Annotated in this window: 17 protein-coding genes and 1 pseudogene; 9 read left to right on the plus strand and 9 right to left on the minus strand. The window is 58.4% G+C overall.

The annotated features are described in order from the left end of the window. Nucleotides 1-60: 60 nt before the first annotated feature. Complete coding sequence (locus ACH2ED_RS15510; RefSeq protein WP_395092946.1) at nucleotides 61-645, plus strand: Uma2 family endonuclease; 585 nt, start codon at nucleotides 61-63, stop codon at nucleotides 643-645. Then, complete coding sequence (locus ACH2ED_RS15515; RefSeq protein WP_395092949.1) at nucleotides 642-1,337, plus strand: hypothetical protein; 696 nt, start codon at nucleotides 642-644, stop codon at nucleotides 1,335-1,337. The genes ACH2ED_RS15510 and ACH2ED_RS15515 overlap by 4 nt, the downstream gene beginning before the upstream one ends. A gap of 5 nt (nucleotides 1,338-1,342) precedes the next feature. Here ACH2ED_RS15515 and ACH2ED_RS15520 read toward each other — a convergent pair whose 3' ends face one another. Both ACH2ED_RS15520 and ACH2ED_RS15525 read right to left on the minus strand, forming a co-directional pair. Then, entirely contained in the window at nucleotides 1,343-1,945 is a 603-nt protein-coding gene (locus tag ACH2ED_RS15520; protein ID WP_395092952.1) for a HEAT repeat domain-containing protein, read from the minus strand. 141 nt (nucleotides 1,946-2,086) lie between these two features. Then, entirely contained in the window at nucleotides 2,087-3,355 is a 1,269-nt protein-coding gene (locus ACH2ED_RS15525; RefSeq protein WP_395092955.1) for a lysophospholipid acyltransferase family protein, read from the minus strand. Between the two features lie 15 nt (nucleotides 3,356-3,370). Here ACH2ED_RS15525 and ACH2ED_RS15530 point away from each other — a divergent pair, with 15 nt between their 5' ends. The 3 genes and pseudogenes from ACH2ED_RS15530 to ACH2ED_RS15540 all read left to right on the plus strand — a co-directional run bounded on the left by ACH2ED_RS15530 (nucleotide 3,371) and on the right by ACH2ED_RS15540 (nucleotide 5,948). Continuing rightward, complete coding sequence (locus tag ACH2ED_RS15530; RefSeq protein ID WP_395092958.1) at nucleotides 3,371-3,787, plus strand: hypothetical protein; 417 nt, start codon at nucleotides 3,371-3,373, stop codon at nucleotides 3,785-3,787. Between the two features lie 17 nt (nucleotides 3,788-3,804). Next, a pseudogene (locus ACH2ED_RS15535) lies at nucleotides 3,805-4,836 on the plus strand (ABC transporter ATP-binding protein). After that, nucleotides 4,833-5,948 (plus strand): Gfo/Idh/MocA family protein, encoded by a 1,116-nt coding sequence (locus ACH2ED_RS15540; RefSeq protein WP_395092960.1) that lies wholly within the window; start codon nucleotides 4,833-4,835, stop codon nucleotides 5,946-5,948. The pseudogene ACH2ED_RS15535 and the gene ACH2ED_RS15540 overlap by 4 nt, the downstream one beginning before the upstream one ends. A 14-nt stretch (nucleotides 5,949-5,962) precedes the next feature. On the opposite strand, the gene ACH2ED_RS15545 is transcribed toward ACH2ED_RS15540, so the two are convergent. The 3 genes from ACH2ED_RS15545 to ACH2ED_RS15555 form a co-directional block, all read right to left on the minus strand. Further along, nucleotides 5,963-7,147 carry a hypothetical protein gene (locus tag ACH2ED_RS15545; protein WP_395092963.1) on the minus strand — a complete coding sequence of 395 codons (1,185 nt, stop codon included), beginning with the start codon at nucleotides 7,145-7,147 and terminating at the stop codon, nucleotides 5,963-5,965. Nucleotides 7,148-7,176: 29 nt separating this feature from the next. Next, nucleotides 7,177-8,109 (minus strand): 1-phosphofructokinase family hexose kinase, encoded by a 933-nt coding sequence (locus tag ACH2ED_RS15550; protein ID WP_395092966.1) that lies wholly within the window; start codon nucleotides 8,107-8,109, stop codon nucleotides 7,177-7,179. Between the two features lie 61 nt (nucleotides 8,110-8,170). Then, the gene (locus tag ACH2ED_RS15555) at nucleotides 8,171-9,217 is read right to left on the minus strand and encodes a choice-of-anchor A family protein (RefSeq protein ID WP_395092969.1); all 1,047 of its coding nucleotides are present in this window, start codon (nucleotides 9,215-9,217) and stop codon (nucleotides 8,171-8,173) included. Between the two features lie 90 nt (nucleotides 9,218-9,307). Here ACH2ED_RS15555 and ACH2ED_RS15560 point away from each other — a divergent pair, with 90 nt between their 5' ends. Genes ACH2ED_RS15560 through ACH2ED_RS15570 form a run of 3 tightly spaced genes read left to right on the plus strand, consistent with a single transcriptional unit; the run spans nucleotide 9,308 to nucleotide 11,194 of the window. Continuing rightward, nucleotides 9,308-10,069: a ribonuclease H-like domain-containing protein gene (locus ACH2ED_RS15560; RefSeq protein WP_395092972.1), complete on the plus strand. Its 762-nt coding sequence runs from the start codon at nucleotides 9,308-9,310 to the stop codon at nucleotides 10,067-10,069. 17 nt (nucleotides 10,070-10,086) lie between these two features. Continuing rightward, complete coding sequence (locus ACH2ED_RS15565; protein ID WP_395092975.1) at nucleotides 10,087-10,485, plus strand: hypothetical protein; 399 nt, start codon at nucleotides 10,087-10,089, stop codon at nucleotides 10,483-10,485. A gap of 1 nt (nucleotide 10,486) precedes the next feature. Continuing rightward, complete coding sequence (locus ACH2ED_RS15570) at nucleotides 10,487-11,194, plus strand: DUF1080 domain-containing protein (RefSeq protein WP_395092977.1); 708 nt, start codon at nucleotides 10,487-10,489, stop codon at nucleotides 11,192-11,194. 40 nt (nucleotides 11,195-11,234) lie between these two features. On the opposite strand, the gene ACH2ED_RS15575 is transcribed toward ACH2ED_RS15570, so the two are convergent. Genes ACH2ED_RS15575 through ACH2ED_RS15585 form a run of 3 tightly spaced genes read right to left on the minus strand, consistent with a single transcriptional unit; the run spans nucleotide 11,235 to nucleotide 13,644 of the window. After that, a complete protein-coding gene (locus tag ACH2ED_RS15575; protein ID WP_395092980.1) occupies nucleotides 11,235-11,840 on the minus strand; it encodes a hypothetical protein in 606 nt (201 codons plus the stop codon). Nucleotides 11,841-11,844: 4 nt separating this feature from the next. Continuing rightward, entirely contained in the window at nucleotides 11,845-12,804 is a 960-nt protein-coding gene (locus tag ACH2ED_RS15580; RefSeq protein ID WP_395092982.1) for an acetyl-CoA carboxylase carboxyltransferase subunit alpha, read from the minus strand. 15 nt (nucleotides 12,805-12,819) lie between these two features. Beyond that, on the minus strand, nucleotides 12,820-13,644 hold the full coding sequence (locus ACH2ED_RS15585) for an acetyl-CoA carboxylase carboxyltransferase subunit beta (protein ID WP_395092985.1): 825 nt from the start codon (nucleotides 13,642-13,644) through the stop codon (nucleotides 12,820-12,822). Between the two features lie 34 nt (nucleotides 13,645-13,678). On the opposite strand from ACH2ED_RS15585, the gene pheA reads away from it, so the two are divergent. After that, nucleotides 13,679-14,752, plus strand: a complete 1,074-nt coding sequence (gene pheA / locus ACH2ED_RS15590; RefSeq protein WP_395092988.1) for a prephenate dehydratase — start codon at nucleotides 13,679-13,681, stop codon at nucleotides 14,750-14,752. A 69-nt stretch (nucleotides 14,753-14,821) separates the two neighbouring features. Here pheA and ACH2ED_RS15595 read toward each other — a convergent pair whose 3' ends face one another. Then, on the minus strand, nucleotides 14,822-15,514 hold the full coding sequence (locus tag ACH2ED_RS15595) for a PEP-CTERM sorting domain-containing protein (protein ID WP_395092991.1): 693 nt from the start codon (nucleotides 15,512-15,514) through the stop codon (nucleotides 14,822-14,824). Nucleotides 15,515-15,688: the final 174 nt, after the last annotated feature.

Below are 15,688 nucleotides of genomic sequence, written 5' to 3' on the forward strand. Positions count from 1 at the left end.
CCAGGGGGCGAGGTCTCGCCCGGCACATTATACCCCACAGATATTCGGTACAATAACGCCATGTCCGCAGTTCCCGTTCCGAGATTCACTCCCGAGGAGTATCTGTGCCTTGAGCGTGCCGCCGCGAATAAGAGTGAGCTCATCAATAGTGAGATCTACGCGATGGCAGGCGTCTCCCGCGAGCACAGCCTGATCGTCACTAATTTAGGCCGTGAGCTCAGCAATCGCCTCCGGGGCCGCCCGTGTGAGACGCATCTCACCGACCTGCGCCTGAGCGTCCCGGACACCCGCCTCTACACCTACCCCGATGCCCTCGTGATATGCGACGACCCCACGTTCGTAGACGAGACCTTCGACACGGTTACCAACCCCATCGCTCTCTTTGAAGTCCTCTCCCCCAGCACGGAAGCCTACGACAGGGGCGCAAAGTTCGCCCACTACCGCAGGCTCGCCTCGCTGAAATACTACGTCCTGATCTCCCAGAGCGAGCCCTTGGTAGAGCGCTACGAGCGCCAGGAAAACAACGACTGGCTCCTCACCGAGCTACGCGGCCTAGATGCCATGCTCGACCTTCCCGCACTTCAAGTCAGCATCCCCCTCAGCGATCTCTACGAGCGCATCGTCTTCACGGAGCTACCGCTATGACTTCCAAGTTTCTGGCCCGATTCTTTCTCATGCCCCCGCTTCTCATCGGGGCAGGCCTCCTTGTTCTCCGGGCAAAAAATGTCGAGACCAGCCTGGTTCCCTGGCGTGAGTGGCGAGTCGCAACGGACAGTCACGGTTTTGCTGGGTGTGGTCCCTGTGGAGCCCATATCGAACCAGAGCGGCTTTTCGTTTCGTTCGGCCCCCTCAAGCTCTGTTTTCCTCCCAAACCTGAAGAACAAAAAGAGGCAGATCGACACAATGCGACTGTGGATACCTGCAACGCCGCTGCCAAGGCACGAAAACATTATGAGGTGGGTCAGCGAACACCCGAGGGCAAGCTGATCATCTATGTTTTCAAGGAGACTTGCGCGGATATTCCTGAGATTCTCAAGACCGACTACGGGCTTATGGTTGACCACAGCACCAGCCCACGCCAGATGATCTACACGCTCGCGGAGCAACGCACCGGGCGCATCCAGTATTTCTTCACGCTCACCGATGCCCAAAAAGCGATTCGAGCGCTTCCCCAAGGAGCAACTTTCGCGCACTACGATAAGTGCTCTGTCCCGATGGCCTACGGCTTCACCGAGCACACGGAGCATCTACTGAGCACGGCCCGCAAACACGGGATCAAGGTATTGCACGATCACGTGCGAGTCTGTACTTGCGAAGGAATGGAAGGCTGCAAGTAGGATACTTAGCCTGTGGTTTCCAGGGCCTTGAGACAGTCCTGCGCCGCCTCACGCACCCGCTCGTAGGGGCTGTGGCGAAAGAGCCGAGTCGCGATTCGCTTCGCTTTCTGATCACGCGCCGTTCCCAGTGCCAGGAGAATCGCCACGTGCAGGTCTTCGTGTGCCCTGTTGGTTGTTAGGAGTTTACGCAATGTCCGGCACTCGTCGGGGCCAAGCTCACCGGGTAGCATTCGAGGGAGCCAGCGTACCAAAATGGGATAGGTCTCGTTCCACCACCATAAACGCAACTGATCGTCACGCAGCAAGTTCGTCTGCTCGATCAGAGCAAGCAAAGCGAGAAGTGCCTGCGGCCACTCCGCATATGTCACAAGCTGAGTCTGCCAGAGGTGACTGAGAAGGCGATTGATCTGGCGGTTCTTCTCGTGGCCCAACCATCCCACCATCAGCCAAAGAAGAGTGGCTCCCGCACCAAAAACAACCAAAAGTACCATGAGAAGATTAAAGCGAGAAGATTCATCATCCGTATGCGTGAGTAGCTCACCAACACCAATAAAAGTCAGTAAGCACGCTCCCATTAGCATTAAGACTTGCTTTTGAAACCGTCTCACGCGACGTAGGAGTTCCGCAAAGAGAGCAAGCCTCTCCGCAGGTTCTAGCCCGGAGAGCTGTGCCGTGAGAGCCTTCTCCGAAAACAGCAAGCACAGTGACAACTTTTGGAAGCGCTGTGATGGCCTCGGCTGCAGTTGCACTTAGCTGGCTCTCAGCTCTGTAAAAATCCGCTTCTCAGCTTCTTTGGCGACGGCGCGAATCTCGGCGCGGCGGGCGGCTTTGTAGGCGGCGAGTCTGTCTCCCAAGTTGATCGGCTCGGGGAGGGCGACGCGGGCGCGGCGAGGGCCGGTGAGCAGTGACTTGCCGAAGCACTCGCGCTCCAGGCGGATGAGAAGATCAAAGAGGCGCTCAGGGGTGGGGTCTTCTCTTACGTAGCCATCGTAGACAGCGATCCAGTTGGCGATGCGATCCAGATCACGCAAGAGGGGCCGCGCACGCTCGCGTTGCTGACGGCGCAGCTCGGTGTCGTAGGGTGTTTTCGCCAAGAGATTAGTTTCGTCGCGCGTGACGGTCTCGATGGCATGGATCAGTGTCCGCATGCGCTCAGGAAGCGTCTCGCCACGTGGGTCGGGGATGCCAACAGCCAGCGCGACACGCTGGAGAATTGCTTCTTTGATAGCGTCTAAGCGCGGCGTGAAATCCGACTCCAGATCCTCGTCTTTTTCTTTAGGCGAGGGCAAACGGTACTCTTTCTCTAGCGAGCGCAACATCGCAAACCCAACCCCACGCAGGCGCTCGTAGGTGCTGGCGGTGTGCGGGATCGGGGAGCCGGTGAAGTGCTCCAGCCGCGTGAGCGAGAAGAGAATCGGCAGGCGCATGTCCGACGTGAACTTGTACTTCAGTGCGACCGGCTGGATAAAGAGATTCGCCGATGGGTCTTCTTTTCGGGCATCTTCCAGCGCCCAGAACGCGAGCTGAAAAACCCCATCATGAAACGGCAGGAGCGTGTCATTTTGCGAATACACCTCGCCCTCAGGAAAGATCACCAGCTTGGCGGCGGGCTGGGCGAGCAGCTCCCGCGTTGCCCGAAAGCTCGCTCGGTCTGCTGTTCCTCGAATCACCGAGTGCGCCCCGATGCGTTTGATGACATGGCCCCAGATCCCCAGGCAGGTGTCAAACGCCTCACGGCAGGCCAGGTAGCGGAAGCGCTGATTCACCTGCGCGGAGAGATGAAAAACTAGCGCCGGGTCGGTGTTAGTGGGGTGATTGGGCGTCAGTAAAACCCGCTCCCCCGCCAGCGCCCGCAACCGCTCCAGCTCGTTGGGCTCGTAGTCTACACCGCTGATGCCCAGCACCCCAATAATAGCATTGCTGCATCTCTGCGCCACACGGATGACAGACGGTGTGGGCTTGGCGGCGATAAAATCCGCGCGACCTGGGACGATAATCTCGGAGGACTGGGAGGACATGGGTTATTATAGAGTATGTTTTCCCAGCAAACCGAAGACGACATCCGCGAGGCTGTTTTTCGCTTCCATATGGCAAAGCTCCCTCCCCAGTTTAGCTTCATTACCCGAATCAAGTTCCCCGAAATCTACTTTCTCTCCGTGAATCGCGCCGATCCGTCTTCCTCTTTTATGGCACGCTTCCGTAATAATAAGCCCGCCGTCAAGCCGTGCTCGGCAGTCAAGCCACGCAGGTTCGAGGTCTTCGATAAGGCAACGGGGCAAGAGGGCGTGATTCTCTCTGCCAATAATGTGCGCTGGATCGCGGCGAACCAAGCCAAGGTGGAGACGGGCTGGCGCACATCGGGGCGTGGAGGTACGTTTGGGACGTGCCTGGTGCAAAGAGAAAAAAACGGCTGGGTGGTAGTCTACTACGCCATCCGGGGAATCTCCTGACACGATATAACAATCCTATGCTTCGTGAGTTTTTCGCCTATTACCGCCCCCACCGCCGCTTGTTTCTGATTGATTTTTCGTGTGCCGTTATCTCGGGGCTGCTGGAGCTGGCCTTCCCACTAGCCGTGATGACGTTTCTGGGCTCGTTTGGGCTGATGTTCACGCTGAACCCGACGCTCGCGCTGATCACGGGGCTTGTCGTACCGCCGATGACGTGGGTCTCGACACGCTACGGGCGGGCGATGACGCTCAACATGCGGGCGCTCTTTGGCCGTATCGGGGACTTCAACGCGCGCATTGAAGAGAATGTCGGCGGGATGCGGGTGGTGCAGGCTTTTGCCAACGAGGACCACGAGCGCAAGCTCTTTGCCAAGGACAACGAAGCCTATCGTGACACGAAGCTCGATGCCTATCGTCTAATGTCCAAGAGCATGTCGCTGAGCTACATGACCATGCGTATTGTCCAGCTCTTTGTGATGATCGCCGGAGCGTTCTATGTTCTTCGCGGCGAGCTGACGGTCGGCGGTTTTATGGGTTTTCTGCTACTGGTCAATGTGTTCTTCCGCCCCGTGGAGAAGATCAACGCCGTGCTCGATAACATCAACCTCACGATCTATCCCGGCGAGACGGTCGCCTTTGTCGGGCCGAGCGGTGCGGGCAAGACCACGATCTGCTCACTCGTGCCGCGGTTCTACGAGCCGCTCTCGGGCGGTCAGAAGTAGCGCCTCGCGATTGCGCGGATGTTTCTTAAAAATCCCCCCATTCTGATCCTTGACGAAGCCACGTCTGCGCTAGACACCGAGACCGAGCGTGCTATTCAAGCGTCACTGGCCGAGCTCTCCGTAGGCCACACCACTCTGGTGATCGCCCACCGCCTTGCCACGATCCAGAACGCCGATAGAATCGTGGTCGTGGACGAGACGGGTGTCGCCGAGCAAGGCTGCCACCAGGAGCTTGTCACTTCCGGCGGCATCTACCAGCGCCTCCACGAAGCCCAGTTCCGCCCGCAGCAGGAACCCACTCGCGCTCTGGCGAACCTAGCCGCATGAGCAAGAAGGAAGTTCGGATTGGCATTATCGGCTGCGGACAGATCGCCCAGCAGCACCTCAAGACGTATCAAGAAATCCCCGAGGCCAATGTGGTCGCCTGTGCGGATATTTTGCCGTCGGCGGCGGACACGAGCGCCAAGACATTTGGGATTCCGAATGTGTATTATTCCGCCCACGAAATGCTAAAGCGCGACGACTTAGACGCCGTGGATGTGTGTCTGCACAATAATTTTCACCGCGCGGGCGTCGAGACGGTTTTAGCGTCGGGGCGGCACTGTTACTGCGAGAAACCGATGGCCGGAGCCTATGCCGATGCCCTGGCGATGAAGGCGGCAGCAGAGGCATCTGGCAAGATGCTGCATATCCAGCTCGCGGGGATTTATTCGAACGAAGTGCGCTCGGTCAAGGAGCTGATTGAGGACGGTGCGCTCGGCGAGGTTTACTATGCCCGCACCAACGGCCACCGGCGGCGCGGTCGGCCCTACGTGGATGGCTACGGCAAGCCAACTTTCGTGCAGAAAGAGAACTCCGGCGGCGGCGCGCTCTACGACATGGGGGTGTACCATATTTCTGAGCTGCTCTGGCTGCTGGGCAACCCGACTCCCACGCGCATCTGTGGCCGCACGTTTCAGAAAGTAGCGATGGATCCCAAGCGCCAAGCACTCTCGGGCTACTCAGTGGAGGAGCTAGGAACCGGGCTCGTTAATTTCTCCAATGGGATTGCGCTAGACATTCTCGAAGCCTGGGCGATGCACTTAGACACGCTGGAGGGCTCGTTCATTCTCGGCAGCGACGGTGGGGCACGCTTACGTCCCTTTGGCTATTTCACGTCGCAGGGCGATCTGGACATAGACGGTGGCGCGTCTATGGGCGCGGCGGCCTACCGGCGGCGCAAGCTGCGCACGGAAGACGGCGACACGGACACGCGCGACAATAGCCAGCGCCACTGGGTCAGTGTACTTTTGGGTAACGACACGCTCCTGCCCACTATGGATCTGGCCCTCAACACCATGCTGATCTCCGAGGGAATCTACCTCTCCGAAAAGCTAGGCCATGAAGTAACCGCAGACGAGGTGCGGGAGCTCTCCGTCAGCACGGCAAAGGGGATCTAATCTAGCCCCCTGTTTTAGAACCCGGCGCGCCAAGAGAAGCCGCGCACGCCTCCCTCGGGGCTCTCGGCATGCCTACCGTAGCGGCCCAGAGCCGACAGTCCCTCGGCGGAAAGATCGCCGGAGACGATGATATCGCCGGAGGATGCGGATTTTTGCAGGGCAGCGGCGCGGTCAATCACGGCGCTCTGGAGATGCCCGATAGGTGCCCCCGGCATGAGGGCGACCTCGCCCGCATTGATGCCACACCGAACCTGAAACGGACGGGGCAGGCGGTTGTGCTCCGCGTTGAAGCTCGCCATCTTCTCCTGAAGCCGCAGCGCCGCCCGCACCGCTGCCGCATCGGACGCAAACATCGCCATTGTCCCGTCGCCTGCCGTGGACTGCACCTGCCCGCCCTCGGCCAGAACAATTTCCTCGACGAAGCGCCGGTACTGATTGAATGAATATTCGACGAGAAGCTCATCGGCGGAGCGCTTCAGCTCGTTGGAGCTAACGACATCAATGCTCAAAAATGCCTGGCGCACTCGTCCACCTTCTAAGCGCTTCTGAATCTGAATCATCTGGGCTAGAAGCTCATCGCGCGAGACGCCGCTTGTCTCTACGGAGTAGCGTGGCGGCGGCGTGATTTCTACCGGTGCGGGAGTAACCGACGCTTTCGCCATCAGCTTTGCCTCAATTTGTTTGACTTGCAGGCGTTTGCCCAGATAGATACCAAACCCAACATAGGTAGCCACCGCAGCAGGGACAAAAACATCATCAAGTGCACCGGAGAGTTTGCCTGCAATGGGCATCAGTGCCCACGCGGTTGCCCACCAAGTTCCCACATAGTTCTTCATCTGCGGCACATCCGCCGCATCCAAGCGCTGCGCTACGACCTGGATGAAGTTTTTAGCAGTTCCCCGCATTTCCTGGCCTGCCTGCCGCATGGCCTGATTAACTTGCACAGTGACGACCGGGATCGCGGGCTTTTTCACCGCCTCCGTTTTCTGCTGCGCGTCGTGCTTGTCCTCGATCTCATTGAGCGCTTTTTGGACGAACTCCGGTTGCACCCCAATCTCAGCAGCGATCTTCTCGATATCGTCGGCGGAGTAGCGCTCTTTGTGCTCGGTCTGGAGGCGATCCGCGAACTGGATTACCTGACGGAGTGTCTGCTCGTCGTAGCGCTGAGGTTCAGGGGTAAGTTGTTGTTGCTGTGCCATAGGAGAACTGTGCCATAGGAGAATCTGATCTATTGTACCGACTCTAAGACAACTTGGGAAAGCAATTGGTTAACATCCTCGGGATGCACCACTCCTGATGTCAGGGTGAGGCAGTTCGCGGCAGCGCACGCGGTCCCAAAGCGCACGGAGTTCAGGAGTGTTTCTTGCTGCACAAAGTGGCTAAAGAGCAAGCCCGCCATGAGCGCGTCCCCTGAGCCAATGGGATTGAGCGGGGTGATCTCGGGCGGCAGAATCCGCCACGCCACACCCTCGCCCGTCAGTAAGACGGCTCCCGCCTTGCCCTCCGAGACCAGGGCGTTCTGTGCCCCGGCGGCACACAGAGCCTGTGCGCAGCCTAAGGCATCCGTGCTTTCGGGCAGCCCAAGCGCTGCGACAGCCTCCTGGCGATTGGGCTTGACGAGATAGGGCTGCGCACACAGTGCAAGGCGCAGGGGCGCTTTCTGCGCATCCACGACCACAGGAACGGAAGCGGCGGTACAGAGATGGGCATAGAAATCAGAAGCCACACCGGGCGGCAGAGAACCCGAGAGCGCCAGCACTGTCGCGGCGGGGAGTTTGGCAAGTACAGCAGCAATGATGCGTTCCGTATCGGCCTCCGAGAGATGCGAGGCTTCCTCGACAAGCTCGGTAGCTCTGTCATCACTGAGCAGTGTGCAGCACGTCCGTGTTGGGGCATTGTCTTGGGCCCAGATAATTTCTTGCTCAAATGGGAGGTTTTCGTGAACAAAGTGTCCCGAGCCGCCGCCCAAAGGCTGGATGAGAGAGACCGGCGCACCGAGTGTGTGCAGCACCCGCGCCACATTCACCGCCTTCCCTGAGGCCGTTGTGGTGGTCTCCGTGGCCCGGTTGACCTCGCCCAGCATCAAGTGTGCAAAGCGCTGCGTGCGCTGCACCGTCGGGGTAAGGCCGACACAAAGTATCACAGGGGCTAACTTCGACATACAGACAACAAAACCCTCTGCCGGGACTCCCGGCAGAGGGTAGGTGAAGGAAGGTTTGCGCTTACTTGCGGCGACGACGCAGAGCCAGCCCAGCCAGTCCTAAACCAGCCAGCACCAGCGTACCTGGTTCAGGGATCTGTGGCAGACGACCACGGAACTTAATATCATTGCCATAGTTATCTCGCTGATTGAACTGTCCCACGGAAGGATCGTTCTGAGTCCCGAGCTGCCCCACAACAACACTGCCGTAGATCACGCCATAGTCAAAATCAAGAGCCGCCTTGGGTGCCAGAATCGAGCCCCCCATCGCGTCCACATGGAGATTGGTTGCCTCGTGGAAATTATAAAGAACATTGCCCGCTCCAGGACCATCCGGGTAGCTCACCCAGTTGTAGAGGTAGTTGCCATTGGGAGCCGTGACATTAGTGCCCGCGACATTTACCAGAACCGTGGTATCGGGTGCAGCATTGTCGAAGTTGATAAACCAGCTATTCTCGAAGGCACTCTCAGAAAAATTGAAGACCTTCAGCCCGCCCCCGGACGCATCCAGGTTGACGTAGCCACCCGTGCCTGAGACATCGGTGATACTGACGCCGCTCAAGCCCCCTAGATAGGCCGACTGCGACAATAAAAACGAGTTGGTCGCGCCAAAATCTACCGGAGCGCTGCTAAAACCACTGCTCGTCGGGAAGGTCTCGGTGCCGGTGTAGCCGAAGCTGCCACCGTGCTTGACACTGCTGGGCTGCCCGCCCGCAATAAAGACATTACCGTTGGCCTGTACCCCACCGTTCGAGGTGAGAGTTTGTGCGTAGTTTAGGTTGCCGCCCGCAAAGACACCATCAGGATGGACACTATGACCCTGGTTATTCAGATCACCACCCACGACCAGCTTGCCGCCGCCGTTCCAGCCCGTGGTGAAGCCCCAGTCGCCCACGTTCAGGTTGCCACCCACAGCGACACCGCCCTCAGCGTCAGCGCCCTGCTGCCAGGCACTGCCCAAAACATAAACATTGTAGGGCTGCGCTGCTCCCAGTCCCTGAGCCTGTGCCACGGTTGCGATCAAAGCCGAGCCTAATGCAATCGTAGATTTTAGAATGATCCGCTTCATATTCAAGATTCCTTCAGGGCAGTGTAGCGCAAGAAGCAGACCGACGGTAAGGGAAAACCCAAAAATCAGGTATTCTTACTTAGAAATAAGATGCTAACCGCTACGTTTTGTCATGCACAAGGGCTGGGCACTACCAGCGAGCAGCGCCTCTGGGAGGAGGGAATCCTGAGCTGGGAGGCGGCCCTGAGCACACCAGCCCGGCTCCCCCTCTCTGAAACAAAGAAAAACCTGCTCCTCCCCACCCTCGAAGCGTCGGTTGCTGCCCTAGAGCGCCAGGACTCCCGCTGGTTTCAGAAGAACCTCCCCCCTGTCGCCCTCTGGCGTGGGGCAGAGGTATTTGGAAAGAGTGTCGCCTACGTGGATATAGAAACCGACGGTGGCTACGATGCCAACGCAATAACAGTGATTGGGCTCTTCGATGGCTTCGAGACACGGTTGTATGTTAAAGGGCAAAATTTAGAGGATTTTGTGGGTGACATTAAAGACTATAAGCTGCTCGTGAGCTTTTTTGGCACGAGCTTCGACCTGCCGTTTCTGCGACGCCGCTTCCCCGAGTTGGCACTCGATCAGCTCCACATTGATCTGTGCCCCGCGCTGCGCCGCCTAGGCCAGACGGGCGGTCTGAAGGCCATCGAGCACCGGCTAGGCATCCAGCGCACGGACGATGTGGAGGGCATGAGCGGAATGGACGCGGTCTATCTCTGGAGCCGCTGGGAGCGCCGCCGCGATAAAGAAGCGCTCGCCCGATTATTGGCCTACAACCGCGCTGATATCGAGAATCTCAAGCTGCTTTTGGAGTGGGCCTACCCACGCCTTATCGAGCACGCAGGGTTTCCTCGCCTCGCCTCGTGAACAGGTACCATAGTGCCATGCGACGAGAAATTGTTTTTCTGGCCGATGCGGGCACGGTGACACTGCCTGGGATGACGGTCACCAGCCAGCTTGAGTACGGCACCATCACGCTGGTCGCACTCGATGGACAGCCTCTTACAACGTCCAAAAAGCTACTCCTTCAAGTGATGTCCGAGGATAAAAACTGGGGCTGGAAGACCGTGCCCGCAGAGAAAGGCTTGCAGCGCATCGAGAGCCTGGGCGGTGCTCCGATTCTCGTCAAAAACCTCAACGGCACGGTCATCCTCACTCGCCCCGATGCTGCGTCGCTCACCGTCACCGCGCTGGACACCAACGGCTACCCCGTCGCCAAAGTAGGCAACGCCAAGATCATTCTGCTCCGCCCCGACACGCTTTACTACTTGATTGAGAAGTAACATGCCACACATCAAATCGCTCGCTCTACTCAGCCTCATCGCTCTCGCAGCCCTTCCGCTCTCTGCACAGGTAACCCCGCCGTGGAAGCCGCTTTTCGATGGCAAGACTCTTATGAACTGGAAGAGTACCCCGTTTGGCGATGAGGGTGCCGTCACGGTCAAGGACGGCAGGATAGTGCTGGCAAAGGGTGATGAAATGACCGGAATCACCTGGTCAGGCGACACCGCGATGCTCCCTAAGCTCAACTACGAGATTTCCCTCCAAGCCCAGCGCATCGAGGGCAACGACTTTTTCTGCGGCCTGACGTTTCCTGTCAAAGACGCCCCCTGTAGCTTTATCGTCGGCGGCTGGAATGGCGGCGTCGTGGGGCTCTCCAGCCTGGATGGCAAAGACGCTGCCCGTAACGAGACGGCGCGTTTTATGGCTTTTGAGAACAAGCGCTGGTACAAGATCCGGGTTCGGGTAAGTGAAAGAGGCATCACGGCCTGGATTGACGACAAGCAAGTAGTCGGTGTCAAGACCGAGGGACGTAAGATCGGCATCCGCTCCGAAGTCGAAGTGTCACGCCCCCTGGGAATCGCCTGCTACAACACCGTCGCAGGTCTCAAGGACATCCAAATCCGCGAGCTCACGGCGGACGAAGCCAAAGCCTCCATCAATCCGCCGCCTGTGCCTAGCCCCCTAGCCCCCACACGTGGGGGAAGATAAGAGGAATCAGATTCCTTATGGTTCCCCTGCCCGGCGGGGGTCAGGGGGCAACCAAACTCGCCTCACACTGGGCGAAGAGATGATCAAGGATGCCTAAGATGATCTCGATACTCGCAATGGACGAGGGAAGGGTGCCGTAGAACTCGCCGTTTTGCAGGCGCTGGTAAAACTGCCACGTGGTGCCGTTGGTAACGATGCCGTAGACATCGGCCTTGTGATTGGCAGCGGCATTGAGCTGGGCGGCGGCGTGCATGGTCACTAAACACTGCGCCAGCCCTTTATCGAAATCGTCCTTCTTGGCCTCGGCGATGCAGGCGATGGGAAGGGTCACGACACCAGCACGGGGCGCAACCACGTAGTCCACCAGCCCTCCCGCAAGCTCAGAGCGAAGCGTCGCTTCTTTGAAAACGCGGAGCTTGTGATACGGCTGAATCGCCTCCTGAAGAATGGCATCTACCAGCAATAGCCGCGCCCCCTCGGAGCGGAGCGTGTCAAACGCCTCCAAGCGACGCATGTTCTCGTCGAAGTAGCTCCCCGGTGCTTTTGGGGCGACGGAAAGCTGCCAGCGCTGAGGCTCGGTGATGCCGACGGCCTCAAACGCCTCAGCCAATGTGTACTCGGAAAAGCTCTTTCGCCTCTGTGCCATATCGCTATTCTATCGCTTGAAACCGCCCCATTCCCCGTAGGCGTTTGGCACGACGGTTGAGGAGCGCATCGGTGGTGAGTGGAGTGAGCTGCGCGAGGGCGTTGCTGATGGCATCTCGCAGGGACTCAGCCGTGGCGGCGGGGTCGCGGTGAGCACCGCCGAGCGGCTCTTTGATCACGCCGTCAATCAAGCCCAGAGCGAGCGCATCGTGCGCTGTCACTTTCATCCAGCGGGCGGCGTCGGAGCCCCTGGTGGCATCTCTTGCGATAATGGCAGCGCAGCCCTCGGGGGCGATTACGGAGTAGAAGCTGTGCTCCAGCATGAGAACGATGTCTGCCACGGCGATGCCCAGAGCGCCGCCGGAGCCGCCCTCGCCGATCACAATCGCAATGGTCGGGGTGGGGAGAATCGCAAGCTCTCTGAGATTACGGGCGATGGCCTCGGAGATACCACGTTCTTCAGAGGGGACATTGGGGTCAGCACCAGGAGTGTCCACAAACGAGACGACGGGCTTGTTGAACTTCCCGGCGAGCTGCATCAGTCGTAATGCCTTACGGTAGCCCTCCGGCTTCATGTAGCCGAAGTTGCGCCGCTGACGCTCTTTTAAGTCGCGGCCTTTTTGCTGCCCAAGCACCATCACGCTGTGCCCGACCAAGCGTGCGAAACCACCCACTAAGGCGCCATCATCGCCAAAAAGCCTATCGCCGTGTAGCTCGACAAAGTCATCACAGAGCGCGTTGATGTAGTCGAGCGCGTAGGGGCGCTGGGCATGGCGTGCCAGCAGGACATTGTCCCAGGGTGTCAGTTTAGCAAAAAAACGTTCCACGTAGCTATCTCGTTGCATACGCAACTTCTGCGCCTCAGCCGAAGCCGTTGTATTTGCCGTCCGCTGAGCCGCTTGGTCCAGCTTCGCTATATTGTCGTCAAGTTCGGCAAGAAATTGCTCAAACTCTTGGATACTCATGTTTTCCAATTCGTTTCAGGACCCTAAAAAAGCAAGCGTCTTTGCCAGCGTCGTTGTTAAATCTTTACGAGCGATGATCTTGTCGAGCTGCCCATGCTCTTCCATAAACTCGGCGGTGCGGTAGTTGGCGGGCGGCTTGGCTGTCTGTGCCTGCGCGGCGACCCGCTCGCCAGAAAGCCCGACGGTCGCGCCCGGCTCCGCGTAGATCACATCCCCGAGGCTGGCGTACGAAGCCACGGCTCCGCCCGTTGAGGGGTTGGTGAGCACGACAATATAGGGCACTTTCGCGCGGTCTAGCTGCGCCACGGAGAGGCTGGTCTTGGCCATCTGCATCAGGCTGGTGAGGCCCTCCTGCATCCGTGCGCCCCCTGAGGCGCAGAACGTGATGAGTGCACTTTCCTCGTCGAGAGCGCGGTCGGCGGCGCGGGCGAACTTCTCGCCAAAGACGCTTCCCATGGTTCCCGCGAGGCGTCCCCACTCAAAATCAGAGATCGCCAAGACGCAGGGCTGCCCACTCAGAGTTGCCACGCCGGTAACTAGGCCATCAGTGCGGGGATCGTCCCCGTCTTCCCCCGCGATCAGCTTGTCCGCATAGCCAGGGAACTGTAGGAAATCCTCACTCCGAAGCTCGCGCCGTCCGAACTCGACAAAGCTCCCTTCGTCGGCAGTGATAGCGATGCGCTCATCTGCGGTGAGGCGATGGTGGTAGCCACACTTAATACAGACCTTGAAATCACGTTCAAAATCTTTGGTGTAGAGAATCGCTCCGCACGTGGTGCACTTGGTGAAAGCTCCCTCCGGTGCAACGGCAGGGGCGGGGCGGCGAAACCAGTCAGGCATAAAATTGCATACCTTGATATAATCCTGGACACGTATGTCGCTTCAAGAACTCCGGCGTCAGATTGACGCCCTCGATGCCCAGATTCTCGACCTTCTCTCCCAGCGGGCGCATGTCGTCCAGGAGGTCGGTCACTCTAAAACACGCACCCAGACCAAGTTTTTCTCGCCTGAGCGTGAGCGCCAGATCTTCGAGCGTCTCGAAGAGGCCAACCAGGGACCGCTTCCGCCCACGGCGGTTCGTGCGATCTTCCGGGAGATCCTCTCTGGGATGCGGGCACTGGAGGCACAGATCCGTGTCGCGCACCTTGGCCCAGCAGGGACATTTTCCCACCAAGCGGCACTCGACAAGTTCGGCACTTCCTCCGAGCTAAAGGCCGCTGACACTATACCCGATGTTTTTGCACTCGTCGAACGCGGCGAGGCAGACTATGGGGTCGTCCCCGTGGAGAATAGTACCGAGGGAATCGTCCCCTACACTCTGGACATGTTCCACGAGAAGGGCACGCGCCTCAAGATTTGCGCGGAGGTCTATGTTCCCGTGGTGCACAATCTGGCGAGCAAGGCCGAGACGCTCTCCGAGATCCAGCGGCTCTATGCCCACCCGCAGGCCTATGCCCAGAGCCGTAACTGGATTCGCGATACTCTGGGAACTGGCATCGAGGTCATTGATGCCACGTCAAACTCCAAAGCCGCCACGCTCGCCGCTGCCGACCCGACCAGCGCCGCCATCACCACGAGTATCGCCAGCGAGCTCTACGGCATCCCCCTGCTCGCCCAGCATATTGAAGACTCGCCGCACAACCGCACGCGCTTTCTGGTGATTGGGGAGAACACCCCCCAACCGTCGGGCAAGGACAAGACCAGTATCTTCTTTTCCGTGCAGCACCGGGCGGGATCACTCATGCGCGCCATGGCCGCTTTCGATGCCCACGACATCAACCTCACGATGATCGAGAGCCGCCCCACCAAGCAGCTCCCGTGGGAGTACGTCTTTTTTATAGACATCCAGGGCCACCACAAAGAGCCCCAGGTCAGCCGCGCCCTAAAGCTCTTAGAGGAACACAGCCTCTTCGTCACAATCCTGGGATCGTACCCGGAAGCGAACTAAAACAAAACCTCCCCGGTAGCATGCATACCGAGGAGGTTTTTGGTTCGTTAAGCCAGAGGCTTTGTGAGCCTAGTGCTTGCGGCGGCGGATTGCCAGACCCGCGATTCCCAGACCCGCCAGAACCAGCGTCCCCGGCTCGGGTGCAACGCCACCTGAAGGAGTAGTGGTGATTACATTAGCATTGGTATTAGCTGAAACACCACCACCGAGCACTGCCGCCCCTCCATTAGTAACAATATCTCCTGTTGTGCCCGCCATGCGCAGGAGAAAAATGGAGCCATTCTGGTTTTGAGTGAGCGCAGCCGTGGTACCAAAGGTTACGCTTGATCCCTGATCACCTGCATTGGAGCGCTGATCCGTATCTGGAGTTGATGTAATCGCGTTCGTCAGCAGACCAGCCCCGTCGAGATCTGTATCGCTCGTCGCACCAAACGTCAGCGTCCGTCCACCAAAACCCGCAACGGAGAAGTTAGCGACAGCAGCATTACCCGTAGATGTCCGAAGTTGGTACGCAAAAATCAGCTCGGTGCCATTACTGAAGGCCGCGGAGATGAGGTTGCCAGAGATATTAAGTCCCCCATTGATCCCCGAATACGCAGCAGTCTGTGTTGCCCCAAACTGAGAAAATCCCCCGGGAATCCCTCCCGTAGTAGTCAAGAGTGAGTAGTTATTTAAACTACCCACAGGGAGGCTACCAAAAGTAACCTGAGCCTGAGCCGAGGTCGCTCCCAGGAGTGCTCCTACGGCCAAGACACCTGGCACGATTCTCCTAAGATTTGTTCGATTTAAAACCATGGTTTATGTTTCCTTTTCTCTAGCGCTATTTAGAGAGGGCGAGATGTTGAGAGATGTTGAGTAACTCGCCCGCATTGATTATTGGAAACAAACGAACTATTCCACACCTATCGAGCTGCTTTTTCTTACAAAAAATGTAAA

Source organism: Armatimonas sp., assembly GCF_043757465.1.
In the GTDB taxonomy this organism is placed as follows: domain Bacteria; phylum Armatimonadota; class Armatimonadia; order Armatimonadales; family Armatimonadaceae; genus Armatimonas.